Below are 16,906 nucleotides of genomic sequence, written 5' to 3'. Positions count from 1 at the left end.
CGCCAACGCGATGTCGTCACCGAGCCGGCGCGCCAGCCCCGGCACTGCGCCAGCAGGGAGGGTGTCGGCCGCCGCGTTGTCGCCCTGCAGCGCGGCCACCCACCCGTTGACCCACAGCGTGGTGGCCCGCTCCGGGCTGGATGCGGTGCCAGCCGCGAGCGCGCGGTCGAGCCAGTACCTCCACTCGGGCAGGTTCCCGCAGGCGATCCAGAAGAACCACAGCGTCCCGGCCAGGCGCAGCCCGGTCGGCCCACTCGGCGAGTCGCAGGTAGTGGTCACCGTGGCGGCGGCGCAGGGCGGCTGTCTCCCCGCGGCCGCGCAGTCGTTCGCCGCCGTACTGCCGCACCGTCTCCAGCATGCGGTAGCGGGCCACGACGCCTCCGGCATCCCGGCCGAGCACCGACTTGTCGATCAGCCCGGTGAGCTGTTCCAGCATCGCGCCGGCGGGCAGTTCGGCGTCGGCGAGAACACCGGCGCGGTAGCGGTGGTGCTGCTGGCCCTCGTCACCGCGTTCACCATCCACGCCACCATGTACGGGCCGCTGGCCGCGAGGTACGCGGAGATGTTCGGGCCGACGTGCGTTACTCCGGGGCCTCGCTTGGCTACCAGATCGCCGCGGTGTTTGGCGGTTTCGCCCCGTTCGTGATGACCGCGCTGCTGGCCGCGACCGGGTCCGCCTGGCCGGTGTCGCTGTACATCGTGGCGATGTCGGCGGTCACCTTCGTCGCGGTGCTCGGGATCCGCGAGACGTTCCGCCGGGATCTGCACCAGACCTCCTGGGCGTAGGCCCGGCAACGTTCTCTCGTGGCCACCACGGCACCGCAACCGCCCACTCTGCTCCGGGAGAATGGCGGACATGGCCGAGCAGAGCATCTGGATGCAGAAGGTCACCGCTGACCCCGGTCACTCCACCTGGTATATCGAGCGCTTCCGCTCGATGGCTCGCGCCGGTGAGGACCTCGCCGGGGAAGCCCGCCTGGTGGACGCCATGGTGCCCCGCCACGCCCGCATCCTCGACGCCGGCTGCGGACCCGGCCGGGTCGGTGGCGCGTTGGCCGATGCCGGCCACGACGTCGTCGGCGTCGATGTCGACCCGAAGCTGATCGAGGCTGCTGAGCACGACCATCCCGGCCCGCTGTGGATCGTGGGCGACCTCGCCGAACTCGACCTGCCCGCACAGGGCATCACCGCACCGTTCGACGCCATCGTCTGCGTCGGGCACGTGATGACCTTCCTGGCGCCAAGCACCCGCGGTGAGGTGCTGAAGCGCCTCCGCGCGCACCTCGCGCCGGGCGGCCGAGCCGCGATCGGCTTCGGCGCCGGCCGCGGCTACGAGTTCAGTGAGTTCTTCGAGGACGCGGCAGCCGCCGCTCTCGAGCCCGATCTGCTGCTGTCCACGTGGGACCTGCGTCCGTTCACCGACGACTCGAGCTTCCTCGTTGCCCTCCTACGCCCAGCATGATGCGGGCGACGGCCGGTGAGCTGCGCGTCCGCCGAGGAGGTGACCGACGAGGAACTGGTCGTCGTCAGCGGTGGCCGAAAGCTGCTGACCGCACGTGCCGCGTTCGGCATGGCGACCGCGGATACCAGCGAGAACTGAGGTCGCGGGGCGCGGGTTCCCGAGTCACACCGCGACAACCCTGAGCATTCCCGCCAGTCCCTTGAAGTCGCTGGGGTTCCGCGTGTACAGCGGCAAGCCGCGCGACGAGGCGATGGCCCGCGGGCGTCGAGGACTGGGCGGGTCGGGGCCCCGACTCGCACGAAAGACGGGGTGCCGCGACGATCACCGATGCGATTTCGTAACCTGACCGGCCAATGAGCGCGGGAGCGGACACACGGGTCGAGGCGGTGGCGCCGGGAAGCTGGCCGGGGCTGGCGGCGCTGTGTCGGCTACCGAAGCACTTCCGCGTGCTGGTGATCGCGCTGATCGTCTTCGTCTGCGGCGTGCTGGTGTCCCGGCCCGTGCCGCCGGCGGCGGCGCAGCCGACCTCGGGTGAGCCGGCGCAGGCCGCGCACGCGGTGGACGACCTGGTCCAGCCGAGCGCGACACGCGACGCGCGCCCGGACATTCCGGCCGACTTCACCGCGACGACCGGGGCGCCGGCGCCGGTGACCGTGCGCACCCCGGACGGATTACTGCGCACCGTGAACCCAGCCGGCGGCTGCTCGGCGCCGTGGGGCGAGGACAACACGCCGTGGGACTTCGGCATCGCCTGCAAGGCCCACGACCTCGGCTACGACCTGCTGCGCTACGAGGAACGCAAGGGTCAGCCGCTCGGCCAGGACACCCGCAGGGCGCTGGACGCCCGGCTGGCGCGGGACATGCACGCCCAGTGCGAGGCCAACCCGCGCGGCTCGGCGCGGGAGTGCCACGTGGTCGCGGACGTATACGCGGCGGGTGCGGAGTTCAACTCCTGGCGGCAGCGCTGGGGCCCGCCCAACCTGGAACCGGTCTGGGCCTGGGTGGTGGGCTTCGCCGCGGTGGCCGCGCTGCTGCTGGCCCGGCTGCCCGGCGGGCGGCCGTCCCGCCGATCCGCGCCGGGCCTGGCCGGCACGGAGAACGCGGAGCGGGCACCGCCGAAGCGGGTGCGGCGGCGGGCGGCCAGGGCGGCGCCGGTAGCGGTGCGGCCGGACCGCTACCTGACCTTCCTCCGGCTGGTCGGGTTGGCGCTGCCGGTGCTCGGCGAGTCGCTGTCCACCGTGGCGCACTGGGCGGGCGTGGACACCGCCCGACTCGCCTGGCTGACCTGGGTGTTGCAGGCCGTGCCGGTGTTCTTCTTCGCCGGTGGCCAGGCCAACCTGGCCGGCTGGCGGGCGGTGCGGGAACGGGCCGGCGGCTTCGGCCGCTACCTGGCCGGCCGGACGTCCTGGCTGCTCCGCCCGGTGCTGGCGTTCGTGCTGGCCTGGCTGGTGGTGCCGCTGCCGCTGGAGGTGCTCGGGGTGCCCAGGGAGCGGCTGGAGGAGATCGGCCGGCTGATCGCGCACCCGCTGTGGTCGCTCGGCGTGTACCTGGTCGTGGTCGCGGCCACGCCGGTGATGGCCTGGCTGCACCGGCACGCCAGGCTGGCCACCCCGGCGGTGCTGGCGGTGGCCGTGCCGGCGCTGGACGTGCTCCGGACGCTGCCCGGTTGGGGGCTGCTCGGCGCGGTCAACGTCGTGGTGCTGGCCCTGCTGCTGCAGCAGTGCGGGTTCCTCTACGCCGACGGCGTGTTGCAGCGGCTGCCCGGACCGGTGCTCGGCGGGGCGGCCGCGCTCGGCGCGCTCGGGTTGGCCTGGCTGATCATCGTGGCCGGGTACTCGGCGACGATGATGGCCGGCCGCGGCGGCAATCCACCGACGATCTGCCTGCTCGCGCTCGCGGTCAGCCAGATCGGCCTGGCCGTGCTGCTACGTGACCGGGCCGCCGGTTGGCTGGACCGGCACGGCCCGTGGCATGCGGTGTCGTTCATCCGGTCCGCGCCGATGACGCTCTACCTCGGCTACCTGGCCGGGCTGCTGGTCGGCACCGGCGTGGTGGGCGCGCTGAGCGCCCGGGTGGGGCTGGGGCGGGCGCTGGCCTGGCTGGGCCAGCCCCGCTGGCTGGTGGCCCTGGTGCTGCTGCTCGTCCCGCTGCTGGCCGCGTTCCTGCGGTTCGAGCGGCCGCGGCGGTTCACGTGGCCGGCGCCGGTGGAGTCCTACCGCGGCCGGCTGGCCGCCACGCTCGGCGTGCTCTACGGCGCTCTGGGGGTGCTCGGCTTCGTGGTCACCGGCTTCGCCGGAGTGCCCGGCGAGGGCTGGCTGCTGGTGCTGCCGGTGGACCCGCTGCAGAACCTGGTGCACCTGCTGCTCGGCTGGTACCTGGTGCACACCGCGCGGGTCGGCACGAGCGGGAACCGGCTGCCGTGGCTGCTCACCGCCCTAGCCTGCCTGCCCGCGCTGCTGGCGCCCGGGTTCAGCACGGCGGGCGTGCTGCTGCACGGCGCGACGATCACCGTCGCGGCGCTGGCCGCCGCGGCCCGTCCCCGCACGCTGCGGGTCGCCCACTGATCGTCAGGTCTCCGCCGCCGGCTCCACGGCGGACCAGCGCTCCTCCACCCGGGCCAGCCGGTACACCGCGAGCGCGACCAGCCAGGTGACCACGAACAGGCCGACCACGCCGTAGCCGACCGCGTTGAGGTCCAGGCCGGCGAGCCACGCCAGCGGGCCACGGTGCACGTCCAGCTTCTCCGCGACCAGCCCGAGCAGTTCCACCATGCCGATCACCAGGGCGACCGCCACGGACAGCGCCGTCACCGTGATGTTGTAGAACACCTTGCGCACCGGATTGGCGAACGCCCAGCCGTAGGCGAAGTTCATGAAGCAGCCGTCGATCGAGTCGAGCAGGCTCATCCCGGCGGCGAACAGCACCGGCAGCGTGAGGATCGCGTACCAGGGCAGGTTCACCGCGGCCGCGCCCCCGGCCAGTACCAGCAGCGAGATCTCGGTGAACGTGTCGAAGCCGAGCCCGAACAGCATGCCCAGCGGGTACATCTGCCACGGCGCGCGGATCGCCCTGGTCACCCCGCCCAGGAACCGGTTGAGGAAGCCCCGCTCGTCGAGCCGGCGCTCCAGTTCCCGCTCGTCGAACTCGCCGCGGCGCATCCGCCGGAACACCCGGACGATCCCGGCCAGCACGACCAGGTTGATGATCCCGATCAGCAGCAGGAACACCCCGGAGACCAGGGTGCCGATCAGCCCGCCGACCTCGTGCAGCGGCGAGGCCTCGTCGGTGGCCTCGCCGGCGACCGCGCGCACGCCGACGCCGAGCAGCACGCACATCCCGAACACGATCGTCGAGTGCCCCAGGGAGAACCAGAACCCGGTGGACAGCGGGCGGCGGCCGTCGGCCATCAGCTTCCGCGTGGTGTTGTCGATGGCCGCGATGTGGTCGGCGTCGAAGGCGTGCCGCATGCCCAGGGTGTAGGCGGCCAGCCCCAGGCCCAGGCCGAACACGCCGCCGCTGCCCAGCGCGTAGTGGTGCGGCGCGACGACGAGCGCGAGCGTTCCCCAGCCCAGCACGTGCAGCAGGGCGACGAAGCCGGCCATGCCGCCGACTCCCGCCCACTCGCGCCGGCCCAGCCGGATGCCCCGGCGAGATGTGCCTGCCTCCGCCGCCATGCCTGCCCTCCCACGCGTTCGGGTGACTACAGACAGGATCTGGCACTTGCCACTTTTTTGCAACAGTGCCCGGGCGCCCTCGCGCACCGAGTTGATGTCAACCGACGAACGGACCTGTCCGAGTGATCGACGTCACGGTAGGCAGGACCCGCCGCCGAACGAGTTCACTCGGGAGGTCGCCGATGACCGCATCCCGCCGCAACCGGCACGACGAACACGCCGCGCGCCCGGGCCGCCAGGCCCGCGATGTCCCGCGATCGGCGGGCATGCGGCGCAGGGCAGGGTGGAGCCGGCTCGCGGTGGCGAGCGTGCTGGCGGTGGCGGCGGCCGCGGTGTTACCGGCGACCGCGTTCGCGGCGAACGCCGTGGGACCGTGGACGCCGATCGGATCCGATCGGGCACGGCCGCTGGACGAGAGCCAGGGGCTGGCCACCGTGGTGCGGCCGGACGGTGGCTTCATCCGCTACACCGGGGTGGGCACGATCCCGGCCGACGACGCCGCCCGCGGCTGGAACCACGTCGGCGACCCGGGTTCGCGGCTGGGCTTCTACGTGGAGCCGTACCAGAGCGACGGCAACGGGGCGAAGATGTTCCGCGTCCAGGCGCCGGACGGCACGTGGTCGGAGTACGTACACGCGCTGGAGTCCTGGGAGGCGCCGAACAACTCGTTCGCCACGCTGTCCATGGACGGCCGCTGGCTGGTCTCCGGTGAGTGGGGCACGATGGACCGCCTGCTCGGCTATCCCAGCCCGGGCATCGCCGACACCGATCCGACGAGGAACCTGCCGTACGCGTTCGCCATCCGGCTGGATCATCCGGTGCGCGACGTGCAGGGCTGCGACTTCGTCTCGGCCACCCGGCTGCTGTGCTCCTCGGACGACCCGGACGGGTCGCTGTTCGGCGTCACCAAGCCGCTGCTGCGGATCGACCTCGCCGCCCCGCCCGGCGGGAGCGACGTGACCGGGCACGTCACCGCGCTGGGCCGGTTGCCGCTGGAGAGCGCGTGCTCGGGCGACTTCGAGGTGGAGGGCATCGACTACGACGGGCGGGACGGCACGCTGCGGGTGATCGTCATGTCCCCCGGCATCTGCGTCGTCATCGACAGCAAGACGTGGCGGTTCCGCACGTCGTGACGGGCTACCGCGGAGCGCGGCCGACCCCACGGGGGCGAGTTCGAGCGCGGCTTCGCTACGGCGGCGGGCGTGCTCTCCGTGGGGTCGACGCTGCTGCTGGTGGCCACCGCGCTCGCGGTGGTCAAGCCCTGGGGCCGGATCTCCCGGGCCGCTCGCGTCTCCCGGTAGAACCCTCTTGCGCAAGATATCTTTATTGCTAAGATACTTTGGGTTCGAGGGTGGGAGGAATCATGGGCGAACATCGGGTGCAGGTGCTCGTGGTGGGGGCGGGGCTCGCCGGGCTGTCCACGGCGATGTTCCTGGCGCAGCGCGGCGTCGAGGTGCTGGTCGTGGAGCGGCATGCGGGCACCTCGGTACATCCGCGGGCGGCCGGGCAGAACCCGCGCACGATGGAACTGCTGCGGATCGGCGGCGTCGCCGGCGCGGTGCTCGCCGCGAGCGGCACCGCGCGGAGCGAGTTGACCATCCGGATCGCGGAGAGCCGGCGCGGCCCGGTGTTCCGAACGCTCGTGCAGAGCCTCGCCGACGCGGACACCGCGTCGATCTCGCCGGCCCCGTGGGGCATGGCCACGCAGGACCGGGTGGAGCCGATCCTGCTGGCCCGCGCGCGGGAACTGGGTGCCGAAATCCGGTTCGACACCGAGTTGGTGTCCCTCGCGCAGGACCCGGACAGCGTCACGGCCCGGCTGCTGCACCTGCCCAGCGAGCGGGTCGACACGGTCCGGGCCGACTACCTGGTCGCCGCGGACGGTAACCGCAGCCGCATCCGGGAGTGGCTGGGCATCGGCCGGCACGGGCACGGTTCGCTGGCCCACCACATCGGGATGATCTTCGAGGCGGACCTGCCCGAACTGCCGGAAGAGCCCGGTACGTGCCTGTACTACCTGAGAAACCCGACCTTCACCGGGGCGTTCAGCAGCACCGGGGTGGCCGGCCGGTACCTGCTGTCCGTCGAGTACCACCCGGGGCGGGGCGAGTCGCGGGACGAGTTCACCGCCGAGCGGTGCGTCGAGCTGATCCGCACCGCGACCGGTGAGCCCGGGTTACGGCCGGAGCTGCTCAGCGTGCAGTCCTGGGAGATGGCGGCGCGGATCGCGGACTCGTTCCGGTCCGGCCGGGTGTTCCTGGCCGGGGACGCCGCCAAGGTCACCCCGCCGACGGGCGGCCTGGGCGGCAACACCGCCGTGCAGGACGGCTACGACCTGGCCTGGAAGCTGGCCGCGGTGCTGCGCGGCGAGGCCGGAGGTGGCCTGCTGGACTCCTACCAGGCGGAGCGCGCGCCCGTCGCGGAGCTGGTGGTGGCCGAGTCGCTGCACAACTACGCGGAGCGGATGGCGCCGGGACTGTCCCTGGACGGCGTCGCCGAGCCGGTCGGCTACCTGAAGCTGGTGCTCGGCTTCCGCTACCGGTCGAACGCCGTGCTGGCCGAGGACGACGACCCGGCGATGGTGGAGGACCCGTTCCGGCCGAGCGGCCGGCCCGGGTTCCGCGCGCCGCACGTCCGGCTGCTGCGAGACGGCACCGAGGTGTCCACAGTGGACCTGTTCGGGCCGGAGTGGGTGCTGCTGACCGGCGCCGAGGGTGGGGTGTGGCACCAGGCGGCGCAGCACGCCGCGGCGCGGCTCGGTGTCCCGCTGCGGGCGCACGGGCTGGAGCCGCGGCTGCTCGACCCGGACGACGCGCTCGGCCGCCGGTACGGCATCGGCAGCGGCGGAGCCAGCCTCGTTCGGCCGGACGGGATCGTCGCCTGGCGGTCGGCGCACGAGGTCCGCGACCCGTTCACCACGCTGCACGGCGTGCTGTCCCGGCTGCTCGACCGGGGGAACGTGGCCAGGGCGGCCTGATCAGGGGGTGGCCGGCCGGGCCGCGGGCGCGCCGACGCTCGCGCCCGGCCGGCCGGCGGCCGGTTCGCCGAGCCCGAGCAGGCAGGCCGCGCTCACCCCGGCCAGCCCGACCAGGTACAGCGCCACCGGCCAGGCCCGCCCGCCGGCCGCGCCGAGCAACGCGGCCGCCACGAACGGGGACAGCCCGCCGCCGAGCACCGAGCCGACCTGGTAGCTCACCGAGATCCCGCTGTAGCGGACCCGGCTGTCGAACAGTTCCGCGTAGTACGCGGGCATCGGCGCGAAGATCGCCGCCGAGCCGGCATACCCGACCACCAGGGCCACCGCCACCAGGGCCGGCTGCCGGGTGTCCAGCAGCGAGAACAGCGGAAAGGCGAACGCGGCCAGGAACACCGCGCCGCCGAGCATCACCGGCAGCCGGCCCAGCCGGTCCGACAGCCGGGCGAACGCGAGCACGGCGACCGCCTGCGCGATCCCGCCGGCCAGGCTCGCGTCGAGCAGCGTCGAACGGGGCAGCCCGAGGCTGGTGGTGCCGTACGACAGCGCGAACGTGGCCAGCACGAAGATGAACGCGTTGAACCCGATGTTCACCCCGGCGCCGAGCAGCACCCGGTGCCACGACCCGCGCAGCACCTCCACCACCGGCATCCGGCTGCGGCCCTGCCGCGGGACCCGCTGGAACACCGGGCTTTCCGCCAGTCCGAGCCGCACGTACAGGCCCACCGCGACGAGCAGCACGCTGGCCAGGAACGGCAGCCGCCAGCCCCAGCGCAGGAACTCCGACCCGGAGACGGCGGTGGCCGCGGCGAACGCCCCGGTGGCCAGCACCAGGCCGAGCGGCGAACCGAGGAACGTCCAGCTGCCGTACCAGCCGGCGCGGCCGGTGGGCGCGTGCTCCACCGCCATCAGGGCCGCGCCGCCCTGCTCCCCGCCGAGGAAGAAGCCCTGCACCACGCGCAGCACCACGAGCAGCAGCGGCGCCCACACGCCGATCGAGGCGTAGCCCGGCAGCAGGCCGATCAGCGTGGTGCAGGTGCCGGTCGCGGTCAGGGTGAGCACCAGCATCGCCTTGCGGCCCAGCAGGTCCCCGAAGTGGCCGATCACCGCGCCGCCCAGCGGCCGGGCGAGGAAACCGGCGCCGAACGTGGCGAACGCCAGCAGCGTGCCCACCCGCGGGTCGCTGCCGGGGAAGAACAGCCGGTTGAACGCCACCGCGGAGGCCGTGCCGTAGATGAGGAAGTCGTAGAACTCGATCGCGTTGCCCACCGAACTGGCCAGCGCCGCCCGGCGCACCTCGTTCGCCATGTGTCCCTCGTTTCCGGTCTGCCGCCGCGTTCCAGGGTGGCCGCCTTCGGCGGACGGTGTCACTGCGCCGAACCGGCGCTGCCGGCTGGGCCGTCCGGCCCGACGGCCGTATCTCCTCACCGGTAATCACCCTACGGAGTGTTGACGATACGTCGGGTAACGGTAACGATCAGTCGGCCTGCCACTACTCGTGCGTAGCGAGGTTGCCATGAGCGGCCCTGTCACCGTGGCCAGACGCCGATCACTGACCGTGCTCGGCGCCCTCACCGTCCTCTTCGGACTCCTGCTCGGCACGCCCGGCGTGGCGGCGGCGAGCAACCCGTACTCCGGCTATGTCGCCCTGGGCGACTCGTACGCCTCCGGACCGTTCATCCCCTACCAGCGCACCGATCCGGTGGGCTGCTTCCGTTCCGACCGCAACTACCCCTCGCTGGTGGCGAAGGCGCTGCACGTCACCGCGTTCTCGGACGCGAGTTGCGGCGGCGCCACCACCGCCGACATGACCGAGTCGCAGTCCATCCTGTTCGGCAGCAACCCGCCGCAGTTCGACGCGCTGCGGCCGGACACCCGGCTGGTCACCGTGACCATCGGCGGGAACGACATCGGGTTCAGCGACATCGTGCTGCGCTGCGCCGCGGCCAGCCTGGTCAACCCACTCGGCGCACCGTGCCGGGAGCAGTACACCGAGAAGGACGGCACGGACGAGTTGGCGGCGCGGATCGCCGCCACCGCGCCGAAGATCGCCCGCGTGCTGGACGGCATCCACCGGCGCTCGCCGAGGGCGCGCGTGCTGCTGGTCGGCTACCTGCGGATCCTGCCGGAGGGCCGGGGATGCTGGCCGCTGGCGCCGTTCGCCCGCGGCGACGTGCCGTACCTGGACGGCGTGGAACGGCAACTGAACGCCATGCTGGGCGCCCAGGCCGTGGCGCACCACGCCGGGTTCGTCGACCCGTACCCGGCCTCCTCCGGCCACGACGTGTGTGAGGCACCGGCCGCCCGATGGGTGGAGGGTCTGATCCCGACCTCGCCGGCGTTCCCGGTGCATCCCAACGCGGCGGGCATGGCGGCGGTGGCCGGCGCCGTGCTCGGCGCGCTCGGCGCCGCGAGCGCGCCGCTGCCGAGCGCCTGATCCACCGCATTCGGCGGGCTGGATGCGCGTTCCGGTGTTCGCCGGGGGCGCATTCAGCCCGCCGAACGGTCAGCCGGTCAGTGGGTCCAGTCGGCGAGAATCTTCTGCCGGGCGGCGGCCAGCGTCATGGAACCGGCGCACACCGCCTTCTTCAGGGCGTTCTCCTCCTTGTCCTTGTCCTCCGCGGCCTGCCCGGAGGTGGCGACCTCCGCCCGCGGCTCCGGCCAGAGGTTGCGCGGGTCGCGCGGCGCGCCACCGAGTTCCAGCGGGACGAGGTGGTCCTCCTCCAGTTCCGAGTTGGGCACGCCAGCCTCGCCGTAGAGCGGCTTCTGCTGCTCCTTCAACGACGTTGTGTACGACGCGGGCGGCCGAACGGTGGATGTCCAACCCGACACGCAGATGGTGTGGTTGATGGTGTCCTGGGTGACGTCCGGGTTGAACGACCCGGGGGTGCACGAGGCGTCGGCCCGGCCGTTCACGATCGTGCACTGCTGGGCCGCGGCGGCCGAGGGAGCAGCCTCGCTCAGGCCGGTGGCGGCGATGCCGGCCACGGCAAGGACTGCGGACAGGGTGAGCGCGGGAAGCCGGTGCATGGTGATCCTCCTTGTCGACGGTTCTCCGTCCCGGTATCAGGTACCGTTGCTAATAAACCGCAGACAAGGAATAGTTCGTTAATTGTTAACGAACCTTGGTGGGGTTCCCGGCGTCGCGACGCATTCGTGACCCTTGCCGGGTGACACCCGTTGGCATGGTCGGCGTACCCGGATCCCGCCAAGGCGGTCCACTGTGGACGCATGAGACCGCACAGATCGACTGCCGGCACCCTGCTCGCCGGCACCGCTCTGCTGACCGCGACCACCCTGCTGACGGCGGCGCCGGGCACCGCGGCGACCCGCCCCGCCGAGCCGAGGGCCATGTTGCTGCTCAGCGTCGCCGAACAGGGCGGGGCGAACCGAACGTCGGAGCTGAACTGTGACCCGCCCGGTGGCACGCATCCCTCGGCCGTCGCGGCCTGCGCCGACCTCAGCCGCGCGCAGGGCAACTTCGACAGGCTGCCGGGTGACACCGCACACCCGTACTGCCCGATGATGTACCGGCCGGTCACCGCCAGCGCGCATGGCACCTGGCGCGGCCGGCCGGTGACCTACACCGCCACCTACCCGAACGGCTGCGTGCTCACCCAGCGGACCGGTCCGGTGTTCCGGTTCTAGCGGGGTTCAGCTCGGCAGGCCCCACGGGTCGGCCGGGGCGCACGGCACCGGGCCGACCTCGAGGTGCGGCCGGTCGCCGGCCCGGTACACCACGGTCTCCTCGCCGCGGCGCAGGTCGACCTGGATGGTGCCGCCGCCGAGGTCGCGATGGTCCCGGGTGCGGCCGGCCGCGTCCCGCACCACCAGGAGGCCGGCGCGCCGTGCGTGCTGCGCCCGGGCATCCCCGGCACCACCACGGTGAACCCGGCGACGAACGCGGCGTTGGCCACCTGGCCCTGCGCCTCGCCCCGCTGCAGCCACGGCACCGCCGCGGTGACCATCGGCACCGCCGCGGTGGACGTGACGAGCGGGGTCGGCCGGGAACGCCCGCACCTGGCCAGGAGTTCAGGCAGACGGGCAGCGTGGAGAACAGCGGGAGCACGAACGGAACCAGCGCGACCGAGCACGCCGCGACCGCGGTCGGGTGGCGGCGGCGCCAGCGGGCGGCAACGGGCCGTACAGCTCGACCCCGTTGCGCACGCCGGTGTCGACCCATTCGCAGCACAGCGCGACCGCGGCGTCCACCGCGACCGGACCCCGCGGTCGCCACCGTCGCGGTGGCGCGGGCAGGCGGAACGGCGAACCGTCCGCCGACAGGCGCCCGGGCGGAACCGGTTCGGCCGGTACCGGGACGGTCGTGTCGCTCGCGGCGGGCGTCTCGCAGTGGTCTCCGGCTAGGTGCACGGAGTCGGGTCGCTCCGCACGCTCACGTTCCCGGAGCGCGGTACCTGACGGACTTCCGTGCCGCCTCGTCGATCTCCTCCACGGTGAGCAGCGGAGTGGTGCTGGTGCTCACCAGGCCGCTCGCCCGCGCGGTCAGGCTGAACGCGCTGGACGACACGTTGTCCGGGAAGTCGACGACCAGGCAGACGTCGTGGTCCCCGAACGTGAAGTACATCGACTCCACCCGGCCGCCCACGCTGGCCACCGCCTCCTCGATGGCGGCGCGGCGGCCGCTGCCGCCCTCCCTGAGCAGTCCCTTGGCCCCTTCTCCCAGGTAGCTGGCCTGCAGCAGGAACTTGGCCATGATGACAACTCCCCCGATTGTCCGGACCCTCGCGTCCGAGTATCCGCCCGCGCCGGCACACCCGCCACCATCCGAAAGCCGCACCGATGTCACGGCCTGGATACGGTGCCATGCGGCCAGTCACGGACCGTCGGGTGGGCGCGGGCCTTTCGCCACTCCGTGGCACGAGACTGCCCTCCCGCCTGTCCTCACCTCTTCGTGAGGACTGCCCGCAACTCTCGACCGGAGCCCCGGTCATGCACGTCGTCCACACCGCCCGTGACCGGTACGGAAACACCTCAAGCCGCAAACCTGACACGGCACCACCAACCATGTGATCGGCTCCGTGCCGGGGGCGATGACCGAGGAGCGGGCGGACCAAGATCAGGCCGTCTCCAGACCGTCAGACGTTGCGCAGTGCCGAAAACCCGCGAGCACTAGCGCGAGGCGTCGCAGCGAGCCGGTGGCGATTTTCAGCACTCGATGACGTTGACGGCGAGGCCGCCGCGGGCGGTTTCCTTGTACTTGTCCTTCATGTCCCGGCCGGTGTCGCGCATCGTCTTGATCACCTTGTCCAGCGAGACGAAGTGCGCGCCGTCACCGCGGAGTGCCATCCGGGCGGCGCTGATCGCCTTGATCGCGGCCAGGGCGTTGCGCTCGATGCAGGGCACCTGAACCAGCCCGCCGACCGGGTCGCAGGTGAGCCCGAGGTTGTGCTCCATGGCGATCTCGGCGGCGTTCTCCACCTGCTCGGGGCTGCCGCCCAGCACCTCGGCCAGCCCGGCGGCGGCCATCGAGCACGCCGAGCCCACCTCGCCCTGGCAGCCGACCTCGGCACCGGAGATGGACGCGTTCTCCTTGAACAGCACACCGATCGCGCCCGCGGTGAGCAGGAACCGCACCACGCCGTCGTCGCTGGCCCCGGGCACGAACCGGGTGTAGTAGTGCAGCACCGCCGGCACGATGCCGGCCGCGCCGTTGGTCGGCGCGGTGACCACCCGGCCGCCCGAGGCGTTCTCCTCGTTGACCGCCAGGGCGAACAGCGTCACCCAGTCCATGACCCGCAGCGGGTCGGTGGCGAAGTAGTCGCCGACCAGCCGGCGGTGCAGGTCGGGAGCGCGGCGGCGGACCCGCAGCCCGCCGGGCAGCACCCCTTCCCGGGCGCAGCCGCGTTCCACGCACTCCTGCATCACCGTCCAGATGTGCAGCAGGCCGTGCCGGACGTCGGGCTCCCGGCGCCAGGACAGCTCGTTGGCAAGCATGATCCGGCTGATCGGTTGGCGGGCCTTCCTGGTGTGCGCGAGCAGTTCCGCCGCGGTGCGGAACGGGTACCGCAGCGGGGTGCGATCCTGCTTGATCCGGTCGGTACCGCTGGCGTCGCCGTCCACCACGAACCCGCCGCCGACCGAGTAGTACGTCGCGGCGTCCACTTCGGACCCTTCAGCGTCGAACGCGGCGAAGCGTATCCCGTTGGGGTGCACCGGGAGCCGCTTCCTGCGGTGCATCACCACGTCGTCGTCCTGGGAGAAGGCGATCTCGTGGTCGCCGGCCAGCAGCAGCTGCCCGCTTCGGCGCACGTCGTCCACCCTGGCCTCGGCCTTGTCCGGGTCCACCGCCTCCGGGCGCTCACCGGAAAGCCCGAGGATCACCGCCTTCGGGCTGCCGTGCCCGTGCCCGGTGGCGCCGAGCGAGCCGAACAACTCGACCCGCACCCGCGTCACCCTGGGCAGCGCACCGGCGGACCGCAGCCGGGCGACGAACATGCCGGCCGCCCGCATCGGGCCCACGGTGTGCGAGCTGGACGGTCCGATACCCACCGAGAACAGGTCGAAGACGCTGATCGCCATGGCGCACTCCACGGTGTTGTGACTGAGCCGGGCCCGGCGGCCCGGCCCCCGCCCCCTCTGTTGCCGAACCTGAGAGCTTCACCGCTGCTGCGGCTTGCACCGTGGGTGCGCGCGCCGCACGGCGCACGCTTTCCAGAGTTGCCTCACCCGGACGGTCTTTCGGGCCTGAGAGTGTGTGGGGCAGCTTGCTCCTTCGGCGCCCCGGCTGGCGCCGGGGTCTCTCCCGCCTGGGTTGTGGGCCGTGCGCGGTAGGCACGGCGCCGCGGCCGGTTTTCGGTTGTGCGACACGCCGTGCGGCGGCACGGGTGTCGAGCGGCAAGGACGGTAGGCCCGCCGCTTCCCGGCTGTCAACGCGCCGTCAGCGGGGCGGAACCCGCGCTGGCGAGGAGCGCGCGCGGGGACGGGCGCCCTGTTCGGCCCGAACAATGGCGGGGGGTCGTGATGGTGCGATACACACGATGACACCGGCCACAATGTCCTCGACCGTTGGCGGCAGCCAGAGGCAAACGATCGGTGCGCGGCGCGGCGCGCCCACGGAGATGAGGAGAGGGAGGCCGCCATGCGGATCGCCGTCCCGCGGGAGATCAAGAACCACGAGTACCGCGTCGCGCTGACCCCGGCCGGGGTGCACGAGTTGACCAGTCGCGGGCACCAGGTGTTCGTGGAGGCCGACGCCGGCGCCGGCTCCGCCATCCCGGACGAGGAGTACCTCGGCGCGGGCGCGAAGGTGCTGCCGCACGCCGACGACGTCTGGGCCGAGGGCGACCTGGTGCTCAAGGTCAAGGAGCCGATCGCCGAGGAGTATCCCCGGCTGCGCCGCGACCAGGTGCTGTTCACCTACCTGCACCTCGCCGCCGACGCCGCGCTGACCAGGGCGTTGCTCGACGCCGGGACGACGTCGATCGCGTACGAGACGGTGCAACTGCCGGACGGCACGCTGCCGCTGCTCGCCCCGATGTCGGAGGTCGCCGGCCGGCTCGCGCCGCAGGTCGGCGCGTACGCGCTGATGCGGCCATCGGGCGGGCGCGGCGTACTGCCGGGCGGCGTGCCCGGGGTGGCGCCGGCCCGGGTCGTGGTGATCGGCGCCGGGGTGGCCGGGCTGAACGCGGCCACCATCGCCCTGGGCATGGGCGCCGACGTGCAGGTGCTGGACACCAACGTCGACCGGCTGCGCCAGGTGGACCGTACCTACCGGGGCCAGATCCGCACGATCACCTCCAACGCCTACATGCTGGAGCGCGCCGTGCTGGACGCCGACATGGTGATCGGCGCGGTGCTGGTGCCCGGCGCCCGCGCGCCGAAACTGGTCTCCAACGAGGTGGTGGCCAGGATGAAGCCGGGCTCGGTGCTCGTGGACATCTCCATCGACCAGGGCGGCTGCTTCGCCGACTCCCGGCCGACCACGCACGACGACCCGACCTACCGGGTGCACGAGTCGTTGTTCTACTGCGTGGCCAACATGCCCGGCGCGGTGCCCAGCACGTCGACCTACGCGCTGACCAACGTCACTCTGCCGCACGCGGTCGCGCTCGCCGACCGCGGCTGGCAGGACGCGCTGCGCGCGGACGGTGCGCTGGCCAGGGGCCTTACCACGCACGCGGGCGCGCTGACCAGCCTCCCGGTCGCGCAGGCGCACGACCTGGCGCACACCCCGCTCGCCGACGTCGTCGGCACCGCCCGCTGAGCGTCGCCACCCACCCGGTCGGCCCGGCCCCGGCGCGATGTCGCCGGGGCCGGGCCGCCGTTTCACCTCGGTGCGCACAAAAGGGGGCGGCCCGCTCAACCGGCCTGGGGGTCACCGGGAGCGAGCCGCCGGTGCAAGCTTAGGCAATAACACCGCGACACGCCCATCCGACCCGCCCATACTTGACCAATACCCGCCGATCGGACCACTCCAGAGGGTGAGCGGCCTCGCAAAAGAGTGAATTGGACCCCGCGTGGTGCACGAATGGGGGGCACCGACCGATGAGTCCCTACGGAAGGCGCTGACGGCCCGCGACGGCCGCGGCGACCGGCGATTCGGGAGGTGGGATGGCCGAGCCCCAAGGGTGGGTGCACTGCCACGACCCGTTCGGACGCGACCGGTCGATGACCGTGTTCGTCGAGGACGATCGGGTGCTGCTGGTCTCCCCGCCCGGCGCGTCCGCGGTTCTTTCCGCGCAGCAGACCCGGCGGCTGCGCACCCTGCTCGATGAGGTGGCGCACAGTCCGGCGCTGGACACCCGCGACCCGGAGGGGACGCCGTGATGCGCCCTG

17 protein-coding genes and 1 riboswitch are annotated in these 16,906 nt (G+C 72.7%); of the genes, 10 read left to right on the top strand and 7 right to left on the bottom strand.

Annotated elements, in window-relative coordinates; translation table 11 throughout:
• Nucleotides 1–16: 16 nt before the first annotated feature.
• Entirely contained in the window at nucleotides 17–523 is a 507-nt protein-coding gene (locus tag FFT21_RS19020; protein WP_137815260.1) for a hypothetical protein, read from the bottom strand.
• 53 nt (nucleotides 524–576) lie between these two features.
• Here FFT21_RS19020 and FFT21_RS19015 point away from each other — a divergent pair, with 53 nt between their 5' ends.
• The 4 genes from FFT21_RS19015 to FFT21_RS19000 all read left to right on the top strand — a co-directional run bounded on the left by FFT21_RS19015 (nucleotide 577) and on the right by FFT21_RS19000 (nucleotide 4,026).
• Entirely contained in the window at nucleotides 577–786 is a 210-nt protein-coding gene (locus tag FFT21_RS19015) for an MHS family MFS transporter (protein ID WP_137815259.1), read from the top strand.
• Nucleotides 787–856: 70 nt separating this feature from the next.
• Nucleotides 857–1,462: a class I SAM-dependent methyltransferase gene (locus tag FFT21_RS19010; protein ID WP_137815258.1), complete on the top strand. Its 606-nt coding sequence runs from the start codon at nucleotides 857–859 to the stop codon at nucleotides 1,460–1,462.
• A gap of 15 nt (nucleotides 1,463–1,477) precedes the next feature.
• On the top strand, nucleotides 1,478–1,600 hold the full coding sequence (locus FFT21_RS30345; RefSeq protein ID WP_192909633.1) for a twitching motility protein PilT: 123 nt from the start codon (nucleotides 1,478–1,480) through the stop codon (nucleotides 1,598–1,600).
• Between the two features lie 215 nt (nucleotides 1,601–1,815).
• Nucleotides 1,816–4,026, top strand: coding sequence for a phospholipase A2 (locus tag FFT21_RS19000; protein ID WP_137815257.1), 2,211 nt, complete (start codon nucleotides 1,816–1,818; stop codon nucleotides 4,024–4,026).
• A 3-nt stretch (nucleotides 4,027–4,029) separates the two neighbouring features.
• Here the strand turns inward: FFT21_RS19000 and nicT are convergent, their stop codons facing one another.
• A complete protein-coding gene (gene nicT, locus FFT21_RS18995) occupies nucleotides 4,030–5,136 on the bottom strand; it encodes a Nickel transporter NicT (RefSeq protein ID WP_137815256.1) in 1,107 nt (368 codons plus the stop codon).
• Between the two features lie 266 nt (nucleotides 5,137–5,402).
• On the opposite strand from nicT, the gene FFT21_RS18990 reads away from it, so the two are divergent.
• A complete protein-coding gene (locus tag FFT21_RS18990; protein ID WP_137815315.1) occupies nucleotides 5,403–6,269 on the top strand; it encodes a hypothetical protein in 867 nt (288 codons plus the stop codon).
• Nucleotides 6,270–6,499: 230 nt separating this feature from the next.
• Nucleotides 6,500–8,113: an aklavinone 12-hydroxylase RdmE gene (gene rdmE, locus FFT21_RS18985; RefSeq protein WP_137815255.1), complete on the top strand. Its 1,614-nt coding sequence runs from the start codon at nucleotides 6,500–6,502 to the stop codon at nucleotides 8,111–8,113.
• Here rdmE and FFT21_RS18980 read toward each other — a convergent pair whose 3' ends face one another.
• Nucleotides 8,114–9,418 (bottom strand): MFS transporter, encoded by a 1,305-nt coding sequence (locus FFT21_RS18980; RefSeq protein ID WP_137815254.1) that lies wholly within the window; start codon nucleotides 9,416–9,418, stop codon nucleotides 8,114–8,116. It lies immediately after the preceding gene.
• 208 nt (nucleotides 9,419–9,626) lie between these two features.
• Between FFT21_RS18980 and FFT21_RS18975 the strand changes: the two genes are divergently transcribed.
• Nucleotides 9,627–10,547, top strand: coding sequence for an SGNH/GDSL hydrolase family protein (locus FFT21_RS18975; protein ID WP_137815253.1), 921 nt, complete (start codon nucleotides 9,627–9,629; stop codon nucleotides 10,545–10,547).
• A gap of 77 nt (nucleotides 10,548–10,624) precedes the next feature.
• Here the strand turns inward: FFT21_RS18975 and FFT21_RS18970 are convergent, their stop codons facing one another.
• The gene (locus FFT21_RS18970; protein WP_137815252.1) at nucleotides 10,625–11,140 is read right to left on the bottom strand and encodes a hypothetical protein; all 516 of its coding nucleotides are present in this window, start codon (nucleotides 11,138–11,140) and stop codon (nucleotides 10,625–10,627) included.
• Between the two features lie 201 nt (nucleotides 11,141–11,341).
• On the opposite strand from FFT21_RS18970, the gene FFT21_RS18965 reads away from it, so the two are divergent.
• Nucleotides 11,342–11,758: an SSI family serine proteinase inhibitor gene (locus tag FFT21_RS18965; protein ID WP_137815251.1), complete on the top strand. Its 417-nt coding sequence runs from the start codon at nucleotides 11,342–11,344 to the stop codon at nucleotides 11,756–11,758.
• A 6-nt stretch (nucleotides 11,759–11,764) separates the two neighbouring features.
• On the opposite strand, the gene FFT21_RS28875 is transcribed toward FFT21_RS18965, so the two are convergent.
• From FFT21_RS28875 to FFT21_RS18955, 3 genes are all read right to left on the bottom strand, one after another.
• Entirely contained in the window at nucleotides 11,765–11,938 is a 174-nt protein-coding gene (locus tag FFT21_RS28875; protein ID WP_153816561.1) for a hypothetical protein, read from the bottom strand.
• A 565-nt stretch (nucleotides 11,939–12,503) separates the two neighbouring features.
• Nucleotides 12,504–12,824 carry a GYD domain-containing protein gene (locus FFT21_RS18960; protein WP_137815250.1) on the bottom strand — a complete coding sequence of 107 codons (321 nt, stop codon included), beginning with the start codon at nucleotides 12,822–12,824 and terminating at the stop codon, nucleotides 12,504–12,506.
• A 452-nt stretch (nucleotides 12,825–13,276) separates the two neighbouring features.
• On the bottom strand, nucleotides 13,277–14,650 hold the full coding sequence (locus FFT21_RS18955) for an L-serine ammonia-lyase (protein ID WP_137815249.1): 1,374 nt from the start codon (nucleotides 14,648–14,650) through the stop codon (nucleotides 13,277–13,279).
• A 142-nt stretch (nucleotides 14,651–14,792) separates the two neighbouring features.
• A riboswitch (glycine riboswitch) is annotated at nucleotides 14,793–14,886 on the bottom strand.
• 323 nt (nucleotides 14,887–15,209) lie between these two features.
• On the opposite strand from FFT21_RS18955, the gene ald reads away from it, so the two are divergent.
• Complete coding sequence (ald, locus tag FFT21_RS18950) at nucleotides 15,210–16,334, top strand: alanine dehydrogenase (protein WP_137815248.1); 1,125 nt, start codon at nucleotides 15,210–15,212, stop codon at nucleotides 16,332–16,334.
• A gap of 347 nt (nucleotides 16,335–16,681) precedes the next feature.
• Nucleotides 16,682–16,897, top strand: coding sequence for a hypothetical protein (locus FFT21_RS18945; protein WP_137815247.1), 216 nt, complete (start codon nucleotides 16,682–16,684; stop codon nucleotides 16,895–16,897).
• Nucleotides 16,898–16,906 lie beyond the last annotated feature (9 nt).

The organism is Gandjariella thermophila (assembly GCF_005405885.1).
GTDB lineage: Bacteria > Actinomycetota > Actinomycetes > Mycobacteriales > Pseudonocardiaceae > Gandjariella > Gandjariella thermophila.
This window is presented reverse-complemented; position numbering and strand designations above follow the sequence as displayed.